The organism is Pseudomonas sp. NBRC 100443 (assembly GCF_030268185.1).
Lineage (GTDB): Bacteria > Pseudomonadota > Gammaproteobacteria > Pseudomonadales > Pseudomonadaceae > Pseudomonas > Pseudomonas citronellolis.
In genome coordinates, this window is sequence record NZ_BSQE01000044.1 from 1 (window position 1) to 18,804 (window position 18,804).

The following is an 18,804-nucleotide window of genomic DNA, read 5'->3' on the forward strand; positions in this document are numbered from 1 at the left end:
GGCCCGGCTCTGGCGGAGTTCAGCTGATGAACCTGATCGATCGACTGCTGAAACCCTGGGCCCCCGGTCTGGTGGCTCGGCGCCTGGCCGCCCGCGAGGCGATCCTGGCGTACGAGGCCGCCAAGCCTGGGCGCACCCACAAGGCCAAGCGGCAGCCGTTGGGCGCCGACACCTCGCTGCAGAAGTCGGCAGTCTCCATGCGGGAGCAGTGCCGGAAGCTGGACGAAGACCATGACCTGGTCACCGGCCTGCTCGACCGCCTCGAGGAGCGGGTGGTGGGCGGCAGCGGGATCGGCGTGGAGCCTTTGCCGCTGCGCCTGGATGGCTCGGTGCACGCCGAGTTGGCCATGGAGATTCGCAGCGGCTGGGCCGAATGGTCGCTGTCGCCGGAGACCTCCGGGGAGCTGACGAGGCCCCAGGTGGAGCGCCTGATGTGCCGCACCTGGCTGCGCGATGGCGAGGGCCTGGCGCAGAAGCTGATGGGCCGGGTGCCGAACTACACGTTCGCCACCCCGGTGCCCTTCGCCCTGGAGCTGCTGGAGCCCGACTACCTGCCCTTCACCTACAACGACCTGTCGAAGGGCATCGTCCAAGGCATCGAGCGCGACACCTGGCGCCGGAAGCGGGCTTATCACCTGCTGAAGGATCACCCCGGCAACCTGCAGACGCTGGGCGGCAGCCTGGCGGTGAAGCGCGTCGAGGCGGAACGGATCATCCACATCGCCTACCGCAAGCGGATCGGCCAGAACCGCGGCGTGCCGATGCTGCACGCGGTGCTGATCCGCCTTGCCGACCTGAAGGACTACGAGGAGAGCGAGCGGGTGGCGGCGCGCATCAGCGCGGCCCTGGCGATGTACATCAAGAAGGGAAGCCCCGACAACTACGCGCTGGAGCCCGGCAAGGACCGGAAGAACCGAACGATCCCCATCGCGCCCGGCATGGTCTTCGACGGCCTGGAGCCGGGCGAAGACGTCGGGATGATCGAGAGCAACCGGCCGAATCCCTTCCTGGAAGGCTTCCGCAACGGCCAGTTGCGCATGATCGGCGCCGGCACCCGCAGCACCTACTCCTCGGTGGCCAGGGCCTACGACGGCACCTACTCGGCGCAGCGCCAGGAGCTGGTCGAGGGCTGGCTGGGCTACGACCTGCTGCAGCACGAGTTCATCGACTACTGGTGCCGGCCGGTCTACCGGGCCTGGCTGCAGATGTACCTGCTGACCAGGAAAGAGCCGCTGCCCGCTGATGTTGATCCCCGCACGCTCTACGCGGCGGTCTACCAGGGCCCGGTCATGCCGTGGATCGATCCGATGAAGGAGGCCAATGCCTGGGAGCTGCTGGTCAAGGCTGGCTTCGCCGACGAGGCGGAGGTGGCTCGCGCCCGCGGTCGAGATCCGCGCGAGCTGAAGAAGTCGCGCGAGGCGGAGATCAAGGCCAACCGCGCGGCCGGCCTGGTCTTCAGCTCGGACGCCTACCACCAGTTGGTCAAGTCCGGCATGGACCCGGTGGAGGCCGTGCAGAAGGTGTACCTGGGCGTCGGGACGATGCTCACCGCCGACGAGGCTCGCGAGCTCGTCAACAAATACGGCGCCGGCCTTGCTGTACCAGGGCCGGACTTCCCCAACGAGAGCAACAACGGAGGCGCCAATGGGCCGCCATCAACCCCTGATCCATAAAAGCCTGATGCTGCCGATGGCGATGGCGGCGGCGCTGACCGAGGCCAGCGCCCCGCAAGAGTCCTGGTACAGCATCAAGGCCGCCGGCCGCGGTGTCGCCGAGGTACTGCTGTACGACGAGATCGGCGCCTGGGGCATCACCGCTCAGCAGTTCGCCCGCGATCTCAAGGCCATGGGCGACCTGGCCAAGATCAACCTGCACATCCACTCCCCGGGCGGCGACGTCTTCGAGGGAACGGCGATCTACAACCTGCTGCGCAACCACCCGGCCAGCGTCGACGTGTACATCGACGGCCTGGCGGCCTCGATGGCCTCCGTCATCGCCATGGCCGGCGACACCATCTACATGCCCGAGAACGCCATGATGATGGTGCACAAGCCTTGGGGCATCCAGGGCGGCGATGCGGACGACATGCGCCGCTACGCCGAACTGCTCGACAAGGTCGAGGACACCCTGGTCATGGCCTACGCCAACAAGACCGGGAAGTCCGCCGACGACATCAAGGCGCTCCTCAAGGAGGAGACCTGGATGAATGGCCGAGAGGCCGTCGCTGCCGGCTTCGCCGACCAGCTCACCGAGCCGCTGCAGGCGGCCGCTCACCTTTCCTCCAAACGCATGCAGGAGTTCGCCCACATGCCCGAAGCTCTGAAAACCCTGCTGGCCCCTCGCGCGCAGACCCCGACCGCGCCGGCCAACACTCCCGCGCCGACTCCGGCACCGGCCGCGCCGGCGGCTCCGGTGGCCGTCGCCCCGACCGAGGCCGAGATCCGCGCCCGCGTTCTCTCCGAGGAGGCGGGCCGCCGTACCGCGATCACTGCGGCCTTCGGCGGCTTCGCCGCTGGCCATGCCGAGTTGCTCGCCACCTGCCTGAACGACATGACCGTCACCGTCGACCAGGCGCGCGAGAAGCTGCTGGCCGCCATCGGCGCCGGCACCCAGCCGGCCGCCGCCCCGGGCGCTGGCGCCCACATCCATGCCGGCAACGGCAACCTGGTGGGCGACTCGGTGCGCGCGAGCGTGCTGGCCCGCATCGGCCGCGGCGAGCGCCAGGCCGACAACGCCTACAACGGCATGACCCTGCGCGAGCTGGCCCGCGCCTCGCTGGTCGATCGCGGCATCGGCGTGGCCTCGCTCAACGCTCCGCAGATGGTCGGCCTGGCCTTCACCCACACCTCCAGCGACTTCGGCCTGATCCTGCTGGACGTGGCCAACCGCTCGGTGCTGGCGGGCTGGGAAGAGGCTGAAGAGACCTTCCCGCAGTGGACCAAGCCCGGCATCCTCACCGACTTCAAGCCGGCGCGCCGTGTTGGCCTGGGCGAGTTCTCCTCGCTCCGCCAGGTGCGCGAGGGCGCCGAGTACAAGTACGTCACCCTGGGCGAGCGTGGCGAGCAGATCATCCTGGCCACCTACGGCGAGCTGTTCAGCATCACCCGCCAGGCGATCATCAACGATGACCTGCAGATGCTCTCGGACATCCCGTTCAAACTTGGCCAGGCGGCCAAGGCCACCATCGGCGACCTGGTCTACGCGGTGCTGACCGGAAACCCGGCGATGAGCGACGGCAAGGCGCTGTTCCACGCTGACCACGGCAACCTGCTCACCGGCGCGGCCTCGGCGATGTCCATCGACAGCCTGAGCAAGGCCAAGACCCAGATGGCGACCCAACGCACCCAGGTCGAAAAGGGCAAAGGCCGGACGCTGAACATCCGCCCGGCCTTCGTGCTGACCCCGGTGGCGCTGGAAGACAAGGCCAACCAGATCATCAACTCCGAGTCCGTGCCGGGCGCCGACGTCAACAGCGGCATCATCAACCCGATCCGCGGCTTCGCGCAGGTGATCGGCGAGCCGCGCCTGGACGACGCTTCGGCGACCGCCTGGTACATGGCGGCCAAGCAGGGCTCGGACACCATCGAGGTGGCCTACCTGGACGGCGTCGACACCCCGTACCTGGAGCAGCAGGAAGGCTTCACCGTCGACGGCGTGGCCAGCAAGGTACGCATCGACGCCGGCGTGGCGCCGCTGGACTTCCGCGGCCTGCAGAAGGCCAACGGCGCCGCCTAACCGGCGCTACCTCCTCAAGCCCTGCCCCTGCGGGGCTTTTTCTTTTCAGCCATCTGGAGACCCAACATGGCCAAGAACTATGTCGAGGACGGCGACGTCCTGACCCTCATCGCCCCCGCGGGCGGCGTTCAGTCCGGCGTGCCGGCGGTGATCGGCGACCTGGTGGTGGTGCCGCTGGTGGACGCCGCCGCGGGCGAGCCGTTCGCCGGCAAGCCCGGCGGTGTCTGGAGCCTGCCGGCCGCCGCCGGCCTGGCCCAGGGCGCGAAGTGCAGCGTCCTCGACGGCGAGCTGGTGGCCGCCGCCACCGCTGACTCGGTGCCGTTCGGCTACATCACCGAGGCCACCGTGGCCGGCTTCGCCTCGGCGCTGCTGGTCCAGCAGTAATGGACACCCGGTTCGGGCGCCTCATGGGGCGCCTGCACTCGGTCGGCCAGGCCAGGACGGCCGATAGCGTTGTCGACTACCTCGACCGCCAGGGCTCTGTCCTGGTCGAGGGCCTCGCTGTGGCTGTCGACGACTCGGCCGAGCGGCTGAACGAGCAGGCCAACACCATCGACCGGGTGCGGACCATCTCCGCCCTGAAGGAGTCCCTGCAACCCCTTGATCGCAAGGGGGCGTTCCGGGACCAGGCCGGCAAGGTCTGGCACATCGACGGCATCCACGCGGATGACGGCCACCTGATCATCTTCTACGTGGTGCCCTGATGAGCGACGTACCCAACGTGCAGGCCGACATCATCGGCCAGCTGCAGACGCTGCTCGCCGGCGTTCCCGGCTTCGGCGCTGAGATCCGCGAGGACAACGTGCTGGACCTGATCGACGCCGAGGACGAGGAACTGCCCGACCAGCTGATCGTCCTGCAGGAGGGCGACACCTCGGAGCTGGACCGGTCCGGGGCGACGGTGCGCGAGGAGCTGACCATCAACATCGTGGCGATGACCCGGCTTCGTGACCATGCCCAGCCGCTGCGCACCGCCAGGCTGGACATCAAGCGGGCGCTGAAGGGCATCAAGGCCGGGTTCACCGTCGACGGCCTGATCAAGGTGGCGTTCCCCACCTCCGCGCCGCGGTACCCCGACAGGGGGCGCCGATGGGCGTTCCGGGTGATCCCCATCACCGTCACCTACGTGCAGCAGCTGTAACCCATCCACCAGGCCGCCTTCGGGCGGCCTTCTCATTTCTGGAGGGCCACATGCCCGAGATCACCATCACCAAGTCCTTCAACCACCGCGCGGGGGCCGGCGTGACGCACTACCCGAAGTCGAGCCAGCCCGTCGAGGTTTCCCAGACCGTCGCGGAACACGCCTGGGCCCATGGCTTCGCGCCCAAGCCTAAGGTCGAGAAGGCCGCCGCCCAGCCCGTTGCGCCCGTCCCGGCGCCGACCACTGAAACCAGCGGCGCCAAGTAAGCGCCGGCCAATCCCTCGAGGAGACCTACATGCTCCAGCCCATTGATCGTTCTTTCATCGGCGAGGGCCAGCCCTTCGCCCGCCTGTACGGCTCGCAGGATGGCCTGCTGCCGTTCGGCAACTGCGACGCCTTCAGCGTCAGCTATGCCACTGACCGCAAGGCCCTGCCGAACTACATGGGCGGCGGCGGCAACCGCAACGTGCGCACCCGTCCCACCGACGTGACCGGCTCCATCGGCCTCTACGACATCACCCCGGAGAACGTGGCGGCGATCACTCGCGGCACCATCACCGTGGCGCCCACCGCGGCGATCACCGGCGAGGCTCACACCTCCGCCGGCGTGGCCTTCGAGCTGATCCCGTTCAAGTACATGCCGGACATGACCAAGACCATCACCGTCAAGACCGCCGGCGGCGATCCCCTGGCGGCTGGCACCGACTACCTGCTGACGCCCCACGGCATCCAGGTGCTGTCCGGCACCACCATCGACGAGACCGGCGTGCTGGTTGACTACACCCCGCGCAAGAGCACGGCCGTGCAGATGCTCAACAGCTCGGAGAAGGAGTTCGAGATCTTCATCGCCGGCCTGAACGACGCGCAGTCGGGCGAGCCCTACGCGCTGCGCATCCGCCGCGCCAAGTTCGGCCTGCTCCAGGAGATGCCGATCCTGGGCCAGGACTACCTCAAACTGACCGGCCCCATCGAGCTGCTCGCCGATCCGACCGTTGTCGCCGACGACATCTCGAAGTTCCTGCAGATGGACCTGGCGGCCTAAGGCGGCCTGGCCATGGATGGCCTCATCCGCCGAAGAGCATTGCTTTGCCGTAATCGAGGATCGACTCGGTGCAGTACCCCAGCAGCCAAAGCCCGATGCCGCCGCTGGCCACAAGAGTGCGGTGCCACCAAGTGCTACGCCTGATTTCATCCTCCAGCTCATCCGCAAAGAGACGACCTTTAGTGGTTATTCCTTGCCACACAAGGTTGGCGATGTCGTTCGGTTGTGCCCGGTTGCGGAGATATTTCCCTTTGGCTAGCTGCTCATCTAGCAGTTCAGAGGCCAGAGCATAGTCATTCGTAGATGCGGGGCCATTGAGCAAAATGCGCAGATATTCTTTTCTCCACGTCTTCTTCTTCCTCTTGTTCACCATTAGCTCCTGCTTGCGAGTAGGCCCTTACATTGCGTCGGTATCCGCCTGGACTGCCGAGTGGGCCTTCTATATCGGCTTTCTTGTGGTTTGGCTATTGCTCGGCCGGTTCGTGTTTATCCCGTTGTTCCTCTGGCTCAGCCGGCGCCTGGGTTTCCACGATTTTGAATGACATCAGCCCGCCATCTGGCGGGCTTTTTCTTACCCGAGGATATCCATGGCCAATCCAGTTCAACGCCTGATTCAATTCGTTCTGCGCGGCAAGGACGAGATGTCTCCCGCCGCCAAGCAGTCCGCCGAGGCGCTGGAGGCGCTGCGCTCCAAGGCCAGCCAGCTCGGCGAGGCCCTCGACAATGCCAAGAGTGCCCGCGGCCTGATTAGCGCCCTGTCGAGCACCCAGCGTGCGGTAAGCGTCACCGAGACCTCGGTGAATCGTGCTGAGAAGTATGTCAACGACCTGCGAGAGGCGCTGAACAAGGAGCCCGGCAACAAGGGGCTGGAAGTCGCGCTGAAGGCTGCCGAGAAGGACGCAGCCACCCTGCGGCGCACCCTGGACGCCCTCAACGCCAAACTGGCCGACCAGCAACAGGCCGCCCGGGCTGCCGGCATCGACACCGACAAGCTGGCCGACGAGGAGCGGCGCCTGGCGGCCGAGGTCACGCGTACCAAGGAGGCGATCAGCCAGAACGCCAAGGAGCTGCGTGATCTGGAGCGCGCCCAGGCTCGCGCACGGCGCGAGGCGGAAAACCATGTGTCGCGCGTGGATGCGCTTCGCTCTGCGATGTCCGCTGGCGTGCGCCAGGCCGTTGGGTATGCGGCCGCCTTCGTGGGGATCAATGCTGCCTTCGGCCTGATCGGGCGCGGCGTTGGCGCGGTACGTGATGGCATCGTCTCGATGCTGAAGACAGGCGATGAGTTTGAAGGCCTGCAAACTCGCCTGACGTCGCTGATGGGCTCGGTGGAGAAAGGGCAGGAGGCTGCCGCCTGGATCACCAAGTTCGCCAAGGACACCCCCCTGCAACTGCAGGAGGTCACCGATGCCTTCGCGCTGCTGAAGGCCTACGGCATTGATCCGATGGATGGGACCTTCAAGGCCCTGGAGGACCAGTCGGAGAAGTTGGGCGGCGGCATGGAGCGCCTGGAGGGGATCGCTACGGCGGTTGGCCAGGCCTGGGCCAAGCAGAAGCTGCAGACCGAGGAAATCCTGCAGCTCGTCGAGCGCGGCGTGCCGGTGTGGGACATGCTGTCCAACGTCACCGGGAAGAACGTCGAGCAATTGCAGGAGCTGGCGAGCAAGGGCAAGCTCGGCCGCGACGTGATCAAGGCCCTGATCGACGAAATGGGCCGCACCTCGGGCGGTGCTGCCGCGGCGAACATGAGCCGCCTGAGCGGGTTGATCAGCAACCTGCAGGACACCGCCACCAACTTCCTCAACCGCATCGCCAACGCGGGGGCGCTGGACTACGTCAAGGGTAAGCTGCAGGCCCTGGCCGACACCATCGCGCAGATGGATGCTGACGGGCGCCTGGACAAACTGGCCGAGGGCCTGTCGGACGCCTTCGTGCAGGGCGCCGAGTGGGTTGGCGACTTCATCAAGCGCCTCGGGGAGGTGGACTTCAAGGCGCTGGTCGACAACACCTCCACCTGGCTCAGTGGGTTCCGGTCGGAAATCGACGAGATGGCCACCCGGGTGCAGTTGTTTATCGCTCCCTTCCGCACGTTGTTCAACGGCATCACCTCGGGCCTGAGTACGCTGGGGCTTACCTGGGCCAGCACGATGGGCCTGATGGTCTCCGGTATTGAGAAGATCGCGGCGAAGATTCCTGATGCCCTGGGAGGCGAGAAAATCCGTGCCTCGGTGGCCGGCGTGCAAAACATACTTACCGGCCTGAGTGCGACCTTCAAAGCGCAGATCGAGCAAGATGCCAAGGACATTGCAGCAGCCTGGGACACCAGCACCAAGGACACGGCGAGCGCGGCCGGCGAGCAGAGCCAGGTCATTACCGAGCACTTCGAGAACCTGAAGACCGACGCGCAGGACGCCAGCACGCAGTCGGTGCAGTCGATCAACAGTCTGCAGGAAGCGCTCGATTCCATCAGTTCCGCGACAACGGCTGCTCAGCTGAAGAGGCTGCAGGACCTGATGCTGAAGGCCTACCAGGAAGGCCGGATCAGCCAGCAGGAGTACGCAAACGGCGCTGGGGTGCTCAACTCCAGGCTGAAGGAGTTGCAGAAGTCTGCCGGCGGGGCAGCGCTCGGCGTGTCCGATCTCAGCACAGGGCTGGAGTCGCTGAAGGATGTGCAGGCAGCGATCTCCAACGCCAAGACTGCGGCGGACATCCAGAACATCCGCACCGCCATCACCAAACTCTACAACGACGGGAAGATCGGCGCCGACCAGTACAACCAGTCGATGGCGGACCTGTCGGCGAAGCAGCAGGAACTGAAGGCTTCGACCGGACAGCTGTCATCCACGATGGACACCCAGGCCGAAAGCACCAAGGGCCTGACCCGCTCCCAGCAGATGATGAACGAGGCCATGGAGGATGGCATCGTCACCACCGAGGAACTGCGGCGCATCAGCGGCGAGCGCATGGAGGAGGAGCGCAAGGGCGTCCAGGCGACCAAGGACAACATCGCCGAGACCTCGGCCGACATGTCGGACTTCGCCGGGTTCTACGAGGGTGTCATCAACCAGGCCCGCCAGCCCCTGGCGGAACTGGGCAAGGAAGCGCTTGCCGCCTTCGATCAGCTGCGCGGCATCAGCACCACCGACATCTCGATCGATACCAGTTCGCTGGAGTCGACCACCAAGGCGCTGCAGCAGATGCGCTCGGAGTTGGACAGGGTGCAGGGCGCCGCCTCGATGCCGGGCCTCTCCGGCCTAGGCAGGTGGGCGCTGTCGATGCAGGAGGAGAGCAAGCGGGTTGCCGTGTCCTTCCTCGAGCAGAAGCAGCAACTTCTCAGTCTGATGGATAGCTACGAGAAGAAGACGATCCCGCTCAGCGACTTCGTGGACAAGGCCAAGGCCGCGCGCAACAGCATGAACCTGCTGAACGACTCGGACCTGCGGCAGCTGGAAAGCGCTATCGACTCGGCCAAGCAGCGGATGGACCAGTTGGAGAGCGGCACCCGCGACACCCTGACCGGCCTCAAGGAAGAGCTGGCGGGCCTGCGCGGCGAGACAGAAGCGGTGGACCGCAGCAAGTTCAACAGCCGTCGGCAGGACCTGCAGCAGCAACTGGCTGAAGCCCAGGCCAGCGGCAACCTGAACGCCGTGCAGAACATCATGGAGGCGCTGGCCACGCTGCAGCAGATCCAGGCCGAGACCGATGCCAAGCGCCAACTGGCGGAGCAGCAGGCGCGTGTCGATGCTCAGAACGCTGCGCAGGCACAGGCTCCCGCGCCGGCCGCGGCGGCTCCTGCAGCTGCAGCACCTTCCCAGCCGATGAAGACCATTCGCCTCGAGGTCCAGGGGCGGAGCGTGGACGTCGGCGTCACCGATGACGGTAGCCAACTGCTCGACCTGCTCGGCAAGGCTGCCTTGAGGACTAGCTGATGATGCTCGACAGCATCGAACTGGATGACCAGCTCGAATGGACCGATGAGTTCACCTGGGACTCGGTGGCGCAGGAGCAGGAGCGCTCCATCACCGGCGCCCTCCTGGTGCAGGAGGGCATCAAGCTGCACGGTCGGCCCATCACCCTGCAGGCCAACGGCGGCGCCTGGACGCCGCTGTCGGTCGTGCGGCAGCTGGAGGCCCTGCGCGACCAGCGGTTGAAGGTCATGCAACTGGTCCTCCCGGACGGCCGTGAGTTCTCGGTGACGTGGAACCGGGCCAACGGCCAGGCGCCGCTCGAGGCTTCCCAGGTACACCGGACGGTGAACCCGGGGCCGTCCGAGGACTACGAAATCACCCTGCGCCTGATCACGGTGGCGCCGCCACCCCCTGAAACCCCCTGACCACCAACCCCGCCCCGGCGGGGTTTTTCATTTCTGGCTGGAGCACACATGGCCATCAGCAAAAGCGACATCAAGCTGCTCAAGTCCCAGCGCCTGACCGACGAGTCGGACGGCGGCGGCCGCGCCACCGGGCAGGCCGTGGTGGATGCCGAAGTGAACAACTTGTTCCCGGACATCTCGCGCCTGGACCGCACCATCGGCCGCATCAACCTGCGCAAGGCCTTCGCGGGCGTCCAGTCGACCAACAGCGACAGCTACCTGGGCGCCCACGCCATCCTCACCCAGGCCCCGGCCGATCCGCGCGTGTCGGTGCTGCTGTTCGGCGGCACCCAGACCGACGAGCGCGCCGACGCCCGCAACGCCATCGAGTCCTACGTCGTGCCGGCGGTAATCGCGCCCTTCGACCTGCTGGGCAACCAGCTGCAGGGCCAGCGCGCCATCGCCTGCATCCAGCGGGAAGAACAGCGCCTACCGGAGATCGGCGAGGTGTACCAGTTGGTGAACGGTGCCCTGTCGCAGTACGTGCGGATCACCAGCGTGGACGCCCGGCTGGAGAGCTTCACGTACGACTATGGCAACGGCAACTTCGTCAACTTCACCCGGCGCCGCCTCGACCTGTCGATCAGCTCGCCGCTGCTGACCACGTTCCCCGGCGGCCAGCCGACGCCGGCCGGCACGGCGATGCCGTCGGGCTCCAGCGGCACCAAGAGCCAGATACTGACCACCCAGGTCGCCGACGCCGCGCACTACTACGGCATCAGCCCGCTGGCCCAGGGCATCGCCCAGGGCGCCCTGAGCCTGCGGGTGAAATCCGTCTACGCCCAACTGGTGCCGTCGAGCACCCGCGAGAACGCGCTGATCGACCAACTCGGCGGCTACCAGCGGCGCATCGTCCTGGCCACCGGGCCGGCGCGCGCGGTCAACCTGACCTTCGCGCTGGTCAGTGGCGGCCAGTCGCGGACCTTCCTCGGCACCGGCTGCGCCCCGGGCACGCTGAGCCTGGTGGTCAACGGCGGCACCTTCGCCGACGACAGCAAAGGTGGCATCCGCTTCGTGTCGGGCAGCAACTGGATTACAAGCGGCACCATCGACTACGAGACCGGCGAAATCAACCTGGTGCGCACCGGGGCCGGCTATACCGGCGCGGCCACCGCCAGCCACCAGCCCGGCGCCGCAGCGACCGGCGAGACCGTCACCGGGGAGATCCCGGTCGACCTGTCGAACCGTGGCTACGTGTACACGCTGAGCCTGTCCGACGCGCCACCCATGCCGGGCACGCTCGAAATCTCCTACATGGCCCTGGGCAAATGGCAGACCTTGCGCGACCAGGGCAACGGCGAGCTGGCCGGGGAGGGCACCGGGACCATCCAGTTCAACACCGGTTCGGTGTCGCTGACGCTGAACGCCCTGCCGGATGTCGGCAGTTCGGTGATCTGGGCATACGTGGGGCAGATCAGCGCCGCGTTCACCCAGCGCACCGGCGTGAGCATCCAGGCCAAGGCCAAGGTGAACAGGACGCTGCCCCACCAGGGGCTGCTGCCGGGCTCCTACGTCGCCACCTTCAAGGTCGGCGGGGTGACCAAGACCATCACCGACGCCGGCAACGGCACGCTGTCCGGCTCCGGCGGCAGCGGCGTCATCAACTACGCCGCCGGCACCGTGAGCATGGAGCTGACCGCCACCCCGGATGCCGGGACGGCGATCACTCACACGTACCAGCAAGGTGCTTTCACAGACACCCCGCTGGCGGTGACCTCGGACAGCACCGGGATGGCGACGTTCACCATCCCGGGCGCGCCGCTGAAGCCCGGCAGCGTGCAGATCAGTTGGATCACGAAGCAGAGGCAGGCGGTGCCGGCCATCGACCACGGCGTGCTGGAGAGCGGCAACACCTTGCCGGTGTACGAGTCCGAGGTGCTGGTCAACAACGCCGTCAGCGACAACACCGCCGGCGGCTGGGGCGGCGGCCGGGCCGGGAGCATCAACTACTCGACCGGCGCCTGCTCGCTGCAGGTGGCGCGGACCTACACCTACAAGGAGTTCACCTACGCGACCCAAAAGAACGGCTTCAACCCGGACACCATCGAGCTTGTCAGCACCGACCGCAGCGAGATGGAGGCCTTCGGCGGCACGCTGACCATCCGCGCGCAGTCGAACAGCCAGAGCTACGGCGATCAGACCGACACCCAGGCCGTGGTCCCGGTCACCCTTGACCTGCTGCCGGGCGTGGCCGAGACAATCCTGCCGGGCTCGCTGGTGTTCACCTACGCAGGTGAGACCTACGTGGACCGCTCCGGCGTGCTGTACAAGAACGTCAGCAGCACCACGAACGCCGGTACCGCGGTGGGTTCGGTGGACTACGCGGGCCGCGCGGCCACGCTCAGCACCTACCCGGCCGGCGCTGCGGCGGCCGTCACGCTGCTGGCGTGCCTGACCACGAACTCCGGGTTCGCGGTCAACGCCATGACGTTCCGCACGCCCGGGGCGCCGCTGCGGCCGGCGAGCCTGCAGGTCACCGCGGTGCGCGTCGACACCGCCCAGGTGGTGACGGCTACCGCCGACGCCAACGGTGTGCTGAATGGTGCGGTGATCAAGGGCACGGTGGATATCGCGACCGGCATCGTCCGGCTGCGGTTCACCTCGAACCTGGCGGACACGTCCGGGGCGAGCGACATCCCGGTGATCCCGATCCTGCTGCGCTACAACGCGGTGGTGTATTCCACCCTGCCGCTGGACGCCAACCTGATCGGCCTCGATCCGGTGCGCCTGCCGGCGGATGGCCGGGTGCCGCAGTTCCGCGAGGCTGACGTGCTGGTGATCCGCCACGTCAAGGAGACCGTGGTCGCCGAGCCGGTGGCCGGGGGCACCCTGGCGCTGTCGCGGCAGCAGCAGGCCGAGATCGAGGTGGTGGATGCCAACGGCACCGCCCTGCGCGCCGCCAGCTTCACGGCGAACCGCGCGGCGGGGACGGTGACCTGGGCGAACCCGCTGGTGCTGCAGGACGAGGCCGGCAACCCGCTCACGCTGCCATTGGTGATTCAGGACCGCGTCGAGCACATGACGTTGTGCACCGAGGTGCAGATCAGCGGCGAGCTCGGCCTGGCCTCGCCGGTGCCTTGGGACATGCCGGCGAACGAGGCGACGGTGAGCAGCGCGCTCAGCTGGGGCGACCTGCAGGCGCGCTATCACCACTGGTTCACCCAAAAAGCCTGGAACACCGGGGCGCCGAACTGGACGGACGCGCCTATCGGCGAGACCACCACGGCCAACTACGACCAGCTCAGCTACCCGCCAATCATCACCAACATGGGGGCGATTGATGGGAAATGGGCGCTGGTGTTCACCAGTTCCACCCAGTTCCAGGTCGTCGAGGAAAAGCTGGGTGTGATCACCACCGGCAGCACGGCGGCTGACTGTGCGCCGATCAATCCGCAGACCAACACGCCCTATTTCACTATCCGGAAGGAAGGCTGGGGCGGTGGCTGGGCGGCGGCGAACGCGGTGCGCTTCAACACCGACTCGGCCCTTGGTCCGGTATGGATCGCGCGGACGGTGCTGAGCGGCCAGGGTACGGTCGATGACGACCAGTTCCGTTTGCAGATTCGTGGAGACGCTGACTGATGGCTATTCGCGTGTACACGAGCCTCGATACGGGGGCGCCGGTCTTGACCGGCAGCCTCCTGAATCGGCTCAAGCAGATTTATATGGCGTGCCTGGTCAACGGCTACGGCTCGAAGCCGGCGGCTGGGTGGACAGTTGGACATCAGTCTGCGGACGGGAACGGGTTCAGCCTGAGCAACGGCGACGGCTACATCAACTTCGTGTCTTCCGGTTCTAACGTGGTGCAGGTCTACTTGTTGGAGTCGATTACCGACGGTAGCGCTGCGCTTGCTGTAGGAGCCAATCGCCGCTCTGCGTCTTGGTTTGATGGTTCGTCGTCTGGTGAGCGGCAGACGTTTTACAGCTACAGCGGCATCGAATCTGGCAGTAACCCGCACTGGGTGGTGGCGGCCGATGATAAGACGGTGATCTTCGTCAGCGGTGCCGGGGTAACTGCCGCCGACATTACGAACTCATTCTCGGGATTTGCGCACTATTTTGGCCGCTATATCAGTGCGCTCGGCCTGGCCGGTGCTGCAGAGTTTGTCTCGCTGGGAGGGGCGAATGGTGAGGCGCAGCCGATGTTTGCCAAGGGGGTATCAGGCACCGCATTGCGCAACCCCTTTACCGGCCTGGTAGACCAAGGGGATTCCGCCCGCTATGGCGCTGCCAACGTCACCTACGCCAGTGAGCAGCAGCGCTCCAGGGGGAAGCTACTCCCATCGCGATTGCTCCCTGTCCGGGCAGGCCTTCAGTGCGCGGGGCCCGACCTCAATAACAACGCCAGCTACTACGCGCATGCTGGCCATCTGCGGGGGGTGATAAGTGAGCCGACGCTGTGCGCGTCAATGCTTTCCGAGGTCTTGGCGCTCTTCGGGCTCAGCAATACATGGCAGGCACGTGTCCAGCCGATCACTTTGCCGAACGGCAAGCAGTGGTACCCGATGTTTGCGACGACAGCTGAGTACGGCCTGTTTATCAGCCTTGACCCTGATGATTGGGTGTAGCCATGGCCATTCAAGTTTTCCCGGTGGTGGCCATCTCCCGTCCGTTGGGTGTTGCCATGCGCCAGGTGACGATCAATCTGACGCGGGACGGCGCCCAGACCTCGAACGAGAAAATGGTGCTGATGATGGGGCCGACCAGTCTTGCAGTCGGGGCGGTATTCATCGCGCATGATGGTGTAACGGCTTCGCAGTCGTTCGTCGCGGCGGCGATAGATGGCGAATGGTTGCTGACGGCAATCGACAGCGCTCTTCCCAAGAGAGCTGCGGCGCGGCTGCCAACGATTAGCGAGGACGTCACTTTCAACATCGACCTCAACGACGGCTCCGGCGGCGGGGGAGGTAGCCCGGCCACGCTGGACGCGACTCTGAAGGTGGACGGCGTTCCGGCGAACCGGGACATCGTGGCCTTTGAGCGGGTGCCCAGCGGCGAGTGGCGGGTGGCCGGCTACGGCGCGACGGTCGACGGAAACCTGGATATGGACCTGCGCGTCGCCGGTTCCGGACAGGTCTACGTCATGGCGATGGATGATTGGGGCACTGTCTTCCAGCCGCTACTCGACGTTGCCGAGGACGAACTGATCCGCCCCACGGTGTTTATGGGCTGGACCTACCGGATCACCCAGTCCGGCCAACTGCCCGCCGTCGAGCCGAACTGGTGGGACGACAGCCTGCAGGGGCCGCAGCCGCTAGGCACCGCTCGCGCCGAAGTGCACCGCTACTACCCACCGCAAGGGCGCGGTCCTATTCCTGTGGAGTTGACCTGATGCTGACCCATGACACGGTGGCGGGCTGGAGCAAGGCCCGCCGCCAGCTCGATCCTGCGCGCCGTTCGGCGTGGGGGACGGTCGCCGCCAGGGAGGTGGCCACCTCGGCGCCCTGGGGGGAAGGCGAGACGCGGAACGCCGACCTGGCGGGCCGTTGGGACACGGTGGCGCAAGCCGACCAGGGCCACGGCGGGCGCTGGGGGCAGGGCGGGGCGCTGGAGGCCGATGCCGGCAGCCGCTGGGACACGGTCGCGCAGAAGGACCTGGCGCGGCGCCTGGGCTGGGACCACTCGGTCAAGCCGCAGGACACCCGCCTGCGCCTGCTCTACAACCCCAAGCCGGCGCGCAAGGACACGACGACCGGCCAGGCCTGGTTCCGCTGCGATGAGTTCGGCCCGCGCTTCGACGCCGCGGCCGAGCGCGCCGCCAGCCTCTACATCCCGCGGGCCGGGGTAGTGGACTTCTCGTTCTCTGGGCAGCGCTACATCCCCAGCACTACGGCCTCGGTGTTCTTCGACTTCCGCTACACGCCGCAGCCGCATGCCATCCAGCCGGTGGACAGCGGCGCAGTGGTGCGCTTCACCCCGGCCCGCATCATCGACCAGATGCGGACCATGCCCTGGGGCTGGGGCACGCCGACCGATCCGCGCCCGACGGGCATCGTATACCCGGACTACCCCGGCCCCGTGGTCGTCATCGACCCGCCCGAGGAACCGACCATCCTGGAGACCTACATGATCGCCAACACGGTCACCCTGGTGGAGCTGGCCAGCGGCACGCCGTTGGACGCCACCAACATCCGCATCGGCCTGGACATCGACTCGTTCGCCTGGACGTTCAGCGCCGACCTGTTCGGCCGGACCTCGCTCAACCTGGTGCTGCAGGATGCCGACGGGCCGAAGACGGTCGAGCTGGTGGTCAACGGCTGGACCTGGCACTTCCTGGTCGAGCGCTACAGCGGCACCGGCAAGCACCCGAGCGAGCGCTACACGATCAGCGGCAGCAGCCGCACCCAGCTTCTCGCCGCGCCCTACGCGCCGAAGCGCAGCGGCATGAACACCGCAGCGCTCAACGCCCGCAACATCGTCGACGACCAGCTGGAGTTCACCGGCTTCGCGGCGACCTGGGACACGGTGTCGATGGGGCCGCCGGACTGGACGCTGCCGGCCGGCGCGTTCAGCTACACCGAGATGGCGCCGATGGAGGTGATCCACCGCCTGGCCGAGGTTGCCGGCGGCATCGTGCGCCCGGCGCTGGCCGGTGACGCCTTCACAATCCTGCCGCGCTACCGCGAGGCGACCTGGTACTGGGGCAGCGCGATTCCTGACTGCATCGTGCCGGCGGAGATCGTCGCCGAGTGGGGCAGCGAGTGGTCGCCGCAGCCGGAGTGGAATTTCGTCTACGTCAGCGGTACCAACTACGGCGTGAGCGTGCAGGTGCGGCGCGCCGGCACGGCCGGAGATGAGCCGGCGGCGGACGTCATGGAGGACTGGATGACCGGCACCGACGTGGCGCGTGCCCGCGGCATCTGCGAACTGTCGAAGGGCGGCAGCCAGGCCATCGAGACGCGACGCATCCCGCTGTTCGCGGACGGCGACAACACCCCGGGGCTGGTGCAGCCGGGCATGATCGTGGAGTTCCGCGACCCGGACGTTACCTGGCGCGGGCTCTGCCTGGGCGTCGACATCACCGCCGACGGCGTGGGCGCCTCGCGCGTCTGGCAGACGCTGCGGATCGAGCGGCACTACGGGAGCGGCAGCTGATGGCCACGGTGAACCTCTGGAAACGCTTCATTGGTCTGCTGCCGGGCGGGTACAGGACCGTGGGTGAGGTGATCAGCGTCGACGCCGCGGCCGGCACGAGCGTGGTGGAACTGCGCACCGGCACCCGGGTGCTCGCCCGCGGCACCTCGGTGGCTGCCGGCCAGAACGCCTTCCTGGTCGACGGCCAGGTCACCGGCCCGGCCCCGGACCTGCCGCAGTACGACTTCGAGGTCTGAGCCCGCCGGCCAGGCCATCAACTCAAGCCCGCCACCTGGCGGGCTTTTTCATTTCTGGAGAACTTCATGGAACTGATCAAGGTGCGCCGCTCGATCATCGAGCCGGCGCTGGCCCTGCTGCCCGCGAAAATGTCCAGCCCCCAGGCCCTGGCCATGCTGCTGGCAATCGGCCTGCAGGAATCGCACTTCGAGTATCGCCGCCAGCTCGGCAACGGGCCCGCGCGCGGCTTCTGGCAGATGGAGCGCGGCGGCGGTGTGCACGGCGTGCTCACGCATCGGGCCTCGGCGAAGCTCGCTGCGGGCATTTGCGCCCAGCGTGGCGTCGAGCCGACCGAGCAGGCGGTATGGGAGGCGATCGAGCGCGACGACGTGCTGGCGGCCGCCATGGCGCGCCTGCTGCTCTGGACCGATCCGCAGCCGCTGCCGGCGCTCAGCGATACCGCCGGGGGCTGGGCGCTCTACGCCCGCGTGTGGCGCCCCGGGAAGCCGCGCCCGGCAGAGTGGCCGGCAAACTACCTGCGCGCAGCAGGTGCTGCAGCATGAGCGGCCTGCTGACGAAGCCCCTGGCCCTGATGCTGGCCGCTCTGCTGCTGGTCGCCGCCGGCGCCGGCCTGGGTGTGCGGCTGGCCGCCGGGCACTACCGTCCCCAGCTCGATGCAACTGCCGGCCTGCTGGTCATGTGCAAGTCAGCGCGAGACAACCTGGAGTCCCTGGTGGGCCAGCAGAACGCGGCCATCGCCGGCCTGGCTGATCAGGCCGAGCAGCGGCAGGCGAAGGCGGCCCAGGCCGTGGCCGATGCCCAGCAGCAGGCCGGCCAGCACTTCGCCGCGGCGCAGCGCCTGCAGCGGGAACGCACCGAGGGTGATCAGTGCACAGCGACAGAGGCGGTCATCGACAAGGAGCTGGGCCTATGAAGCTGCAGGAGTGGCGAGAAACCGCAGGTGCAGCGATTTTCGGCAGGTGCAGCCGAAAAGTGCAGGTGGTGCAGGTGCTGGGGATGGTGTTCGCGCTGGCGGGATGCGCCGGTCGGCAGGAAGCCGAGCCGCGCACGGTGCGCGTAGAGGTGCCGGTGGCGGTCCCGTGCCGGGCGTCGACGGTACAGGAGCCGACCTGGGCCACGGCGAGCCTGCAGAAGGGGGACAGCCTGCAGACCAAGGTCCGGGCGCTGCTGGCAGAGCGGCAG

18 protein-coding genes are annotated in these 18,804 nt (G+C 67.2%); 17 read left to right on the forward strand and 1 reads right to left on the reverse strand.

The window, feature by feature from the left end:
• The first annotated feature begins 26 nt into the window (after window positions 1-26).
• The 7 genes from QSJ95_RS32050 to QSJ95_RS32080 all read left to right on the forward strand — a co-directional run bounded on the left by QSJ95_RS32050 (window position 27) and on the right by QSJ95_RS32080 (window position 5,918).
• A complete protein-coding gene (locus QSJ95_RS32050; RefSeq protein ID WP_285647748.1) occupies window positions 27-1,673 on the forward strand; it encodes a phage portal protein in 1,647 nt (548 codons plus the stop codon).
• Window positions 1,645-3,735 (forward strand): ClpP-like prohead protease/major capsid protein fusion protein, encoded by a 2,091-nt coding sequence (locus QSJ95_RS32055; RefSeq protein ID WP_285647750.1) that lies wholly within the window; start codon window positions 1,645-1,647, stop codon window positions 3,733-3,735. Before QSJ95_RS32050 ends, QSJ95_RS32055 begins: the two co-directional genes overlap by 29 nt.
• Window positions 3,736-3,801: 66 nt before the next feature.
• Window positions 3,802-4,119, forward strand: a complete 318-nt coding sequence (locus QSJ95_RS32060; protein WP_285647753.1) for a DUF2190 family protein — start codon at window positions 3,802-3,804, stop codon at window positions 4,117-4,119.
• Window positions 4,119-4,439 carry a hypothetical protein gene (locus QSJ95_RS32065; protein WP_285647755.1) on the forward strand — a complete coding sequence of 107 codons (321 nt, stop codon included), beginning with the start codon at window positions 4,119-4,121 and terminating at the stop codon, window positions 4,437-4,439. Before QSJ95_RS32060 ends, QSJ95_RS32065 begins: the two co-directional genes overlap by 1 nt.
• Window positions 4,439-4,876, forward strand: a complete 438-nt coding sequence (locus QSJ95_RS32070; protein ID WP_109934494.1) for a hypothetical protein — start codon at window positions 4,439-4,441, stop codon at window positions 4,874-4,876. The genes QSJ95_RS32065 and QSJ95_RS32070 overlap by 1 nt, the downstream gene beginning before the upstream one ends.
• Window positions 4,877-4,926: 50 nt before the next feature.
• Complete coding sequence (locus QSJ95_RS32075; RefSeq protein WP_109934495.1) at window positions 4,927-5,142, forward strand: hypothetical protein; 216 nt, start codon at window positions 4,927-4,929, stop codon at window positions 5,140-5,142.
• Between the two features lie 29 nt (window positions 5,143-5,171).
• Window positions 5,172-5,918, forward strand: coding sequence for a phage tail tube protein (locus QSJ95_RS32080; RefSeq protein WP_061562223.1), 747 nt, complete (start codon window positions 5,172-5,174; stop codon window positions 5,916-5,918).
• Between the two features lie 22 nt (window positions 5,919-5,940).
• Here QSJ95_RS32080 and QSJ95_RS32085 read toward each other — a convergent pair whose 3' ends face one another.
• Window positions 5,941-6,288, reverse strand: a complete 348-nt coding sequence (locus QSJ95_RS32085; protein WP_275628826.1) for a hypothetical protein — start codon at window positions 6,286-6,288, stop codon at window positions 5,941-5,943.
• Between the two features lie 217 nt (window positions 6,289-6,505).
• Here QSJ95_RS32085 and QSJ95_RS32090 point away from each other — a divergent pair, with 217 nt between their 5' ends.
• From QSJ95_RS32090 to QSJ95_RS32135, 10 genes are all read left to right on the forward strand, one after another.
• Window positions 6,506-9,847 carry a tape measure protein gene (locus tag QSJ95_RS32090; RefSeq protein ID WP_285647763.1) on the forward strand — a complete coding sequence of 1,114 codons (3,342 nt, stop codon included), beginning with the start codon at window positions 6,506-6,508 and terminating at the stop codon, window positions 9,845-9,847.
• Window positions 9,847-10,251 (forward strand): hypothetical protein, encoded by a 405-nt coding sequence (locus QSJ95_RS32095; RefSeq protein WP_285647765.1) that lies wholly within the window; start codon window positions 9,847-9,849, stop codon window positions 10,249-10,251. Before QSJ95_RS32090 ends, QSJ95_RS32095 begins: the two co-directional genes overlap by 1 nt.
• 48 nt (window positions 10,252-10,299) lie before the next feature.
• Entirely contained in the window at window positions 10,300-13,872 is a 3,573-nt protein-coding gene (locus QSJ95_RS32100; RefSeq protein ID WP_285647766.1) for a hypothetical protein, read from the forward strand.
• Window positions 13,872-14,858, forward strand: coding sequence for a hypothetical protein (locus QSJ95_RS32105; protein WP_285647767.1), 987 nt, complete (start codon window positions 13,872-13,874; stop codon window positions 14,856-14,858). Before QSJ95_RS32100 ends, QSJ95_RS32105 begins: the two co-directional genes overlap by 1 nt.
• A gap of 2 nt (window positions 14,859-14,860) precedes the next feature.
• Window positions 14,861-15,622, forward strand: a complete 762-nt coding sequence (locus tag QSJ95_RS32110; RefSeq protein ID WP_285647768.1) for a hypothetical protein — start codon at window positions 14,861-14,863, stop codon at window positions 15,620-15,622.
• The gene (locus QSJ95_RS32115; RefSeq protein WP_285647770.1) at window positions 15,622-17,385 is read left to right on the forward strand and encodes a hypothetical protein; all 1,764 of its coding nucleotides are present in this window, start codon (window positions 15,622-15,624) and stop codon (window positions 17,383-17,385) included. Before QSJ95_RS32110 ends, QSJ95_RS32115 begins: the two co-directional genes overlap by 1 nt.
• Window positions 17,385-17,621 (forward strand): hypothetical protein, encoded by a 237-nt coding sequence (locus tag QSJ95_RS32120; RefSeq protein WP_285647772.1) that lies wholly within the window; start codon window positions 17,385-17,387, stop codon window positions 17,619-17,621. Before QSJ95_RS32115 ends, QSJ95_RS32120 begins: the two co-directional genes overlap by 1 nt.
• A gap of 66 nt (window positions 17,622-17,687) precedes the next feature.
• On the forward strand, window positions 17,688-18,164 hold the full coding sequence (locus QSJ95_RS32125; protein ID WP_285647774.1) for a hypothetical protein: 477 nt from the start codon (window positions 17,688-17,690) through the stop codon (window positions 18,162-18,164).
• Entirely contained in the window at window positions 18,161-18,535 is a 375-nt protein-coding gene (locus QSJ95_RS32130; RefSeq protein WP_285647776.1) for a hypothetical protein, read from the forward strand. Before QSJ95_RS32125 ends, QSJ95_RS32130 begins: the two co-directional genes overlap by 4 nt.
• Window positions 18,532-18,804, forward strand: a 273-nt coding sequence (locus tag QSJ95_RS32135) for a hypothetical protein (RefSeq protein ID WP_285647778.1), incomplete at its 3' end; no start/stop codon positions are given. The genes QSJ95_RS32130 and QSJ95_RS32135, both read left to right, overlap by 4 nt.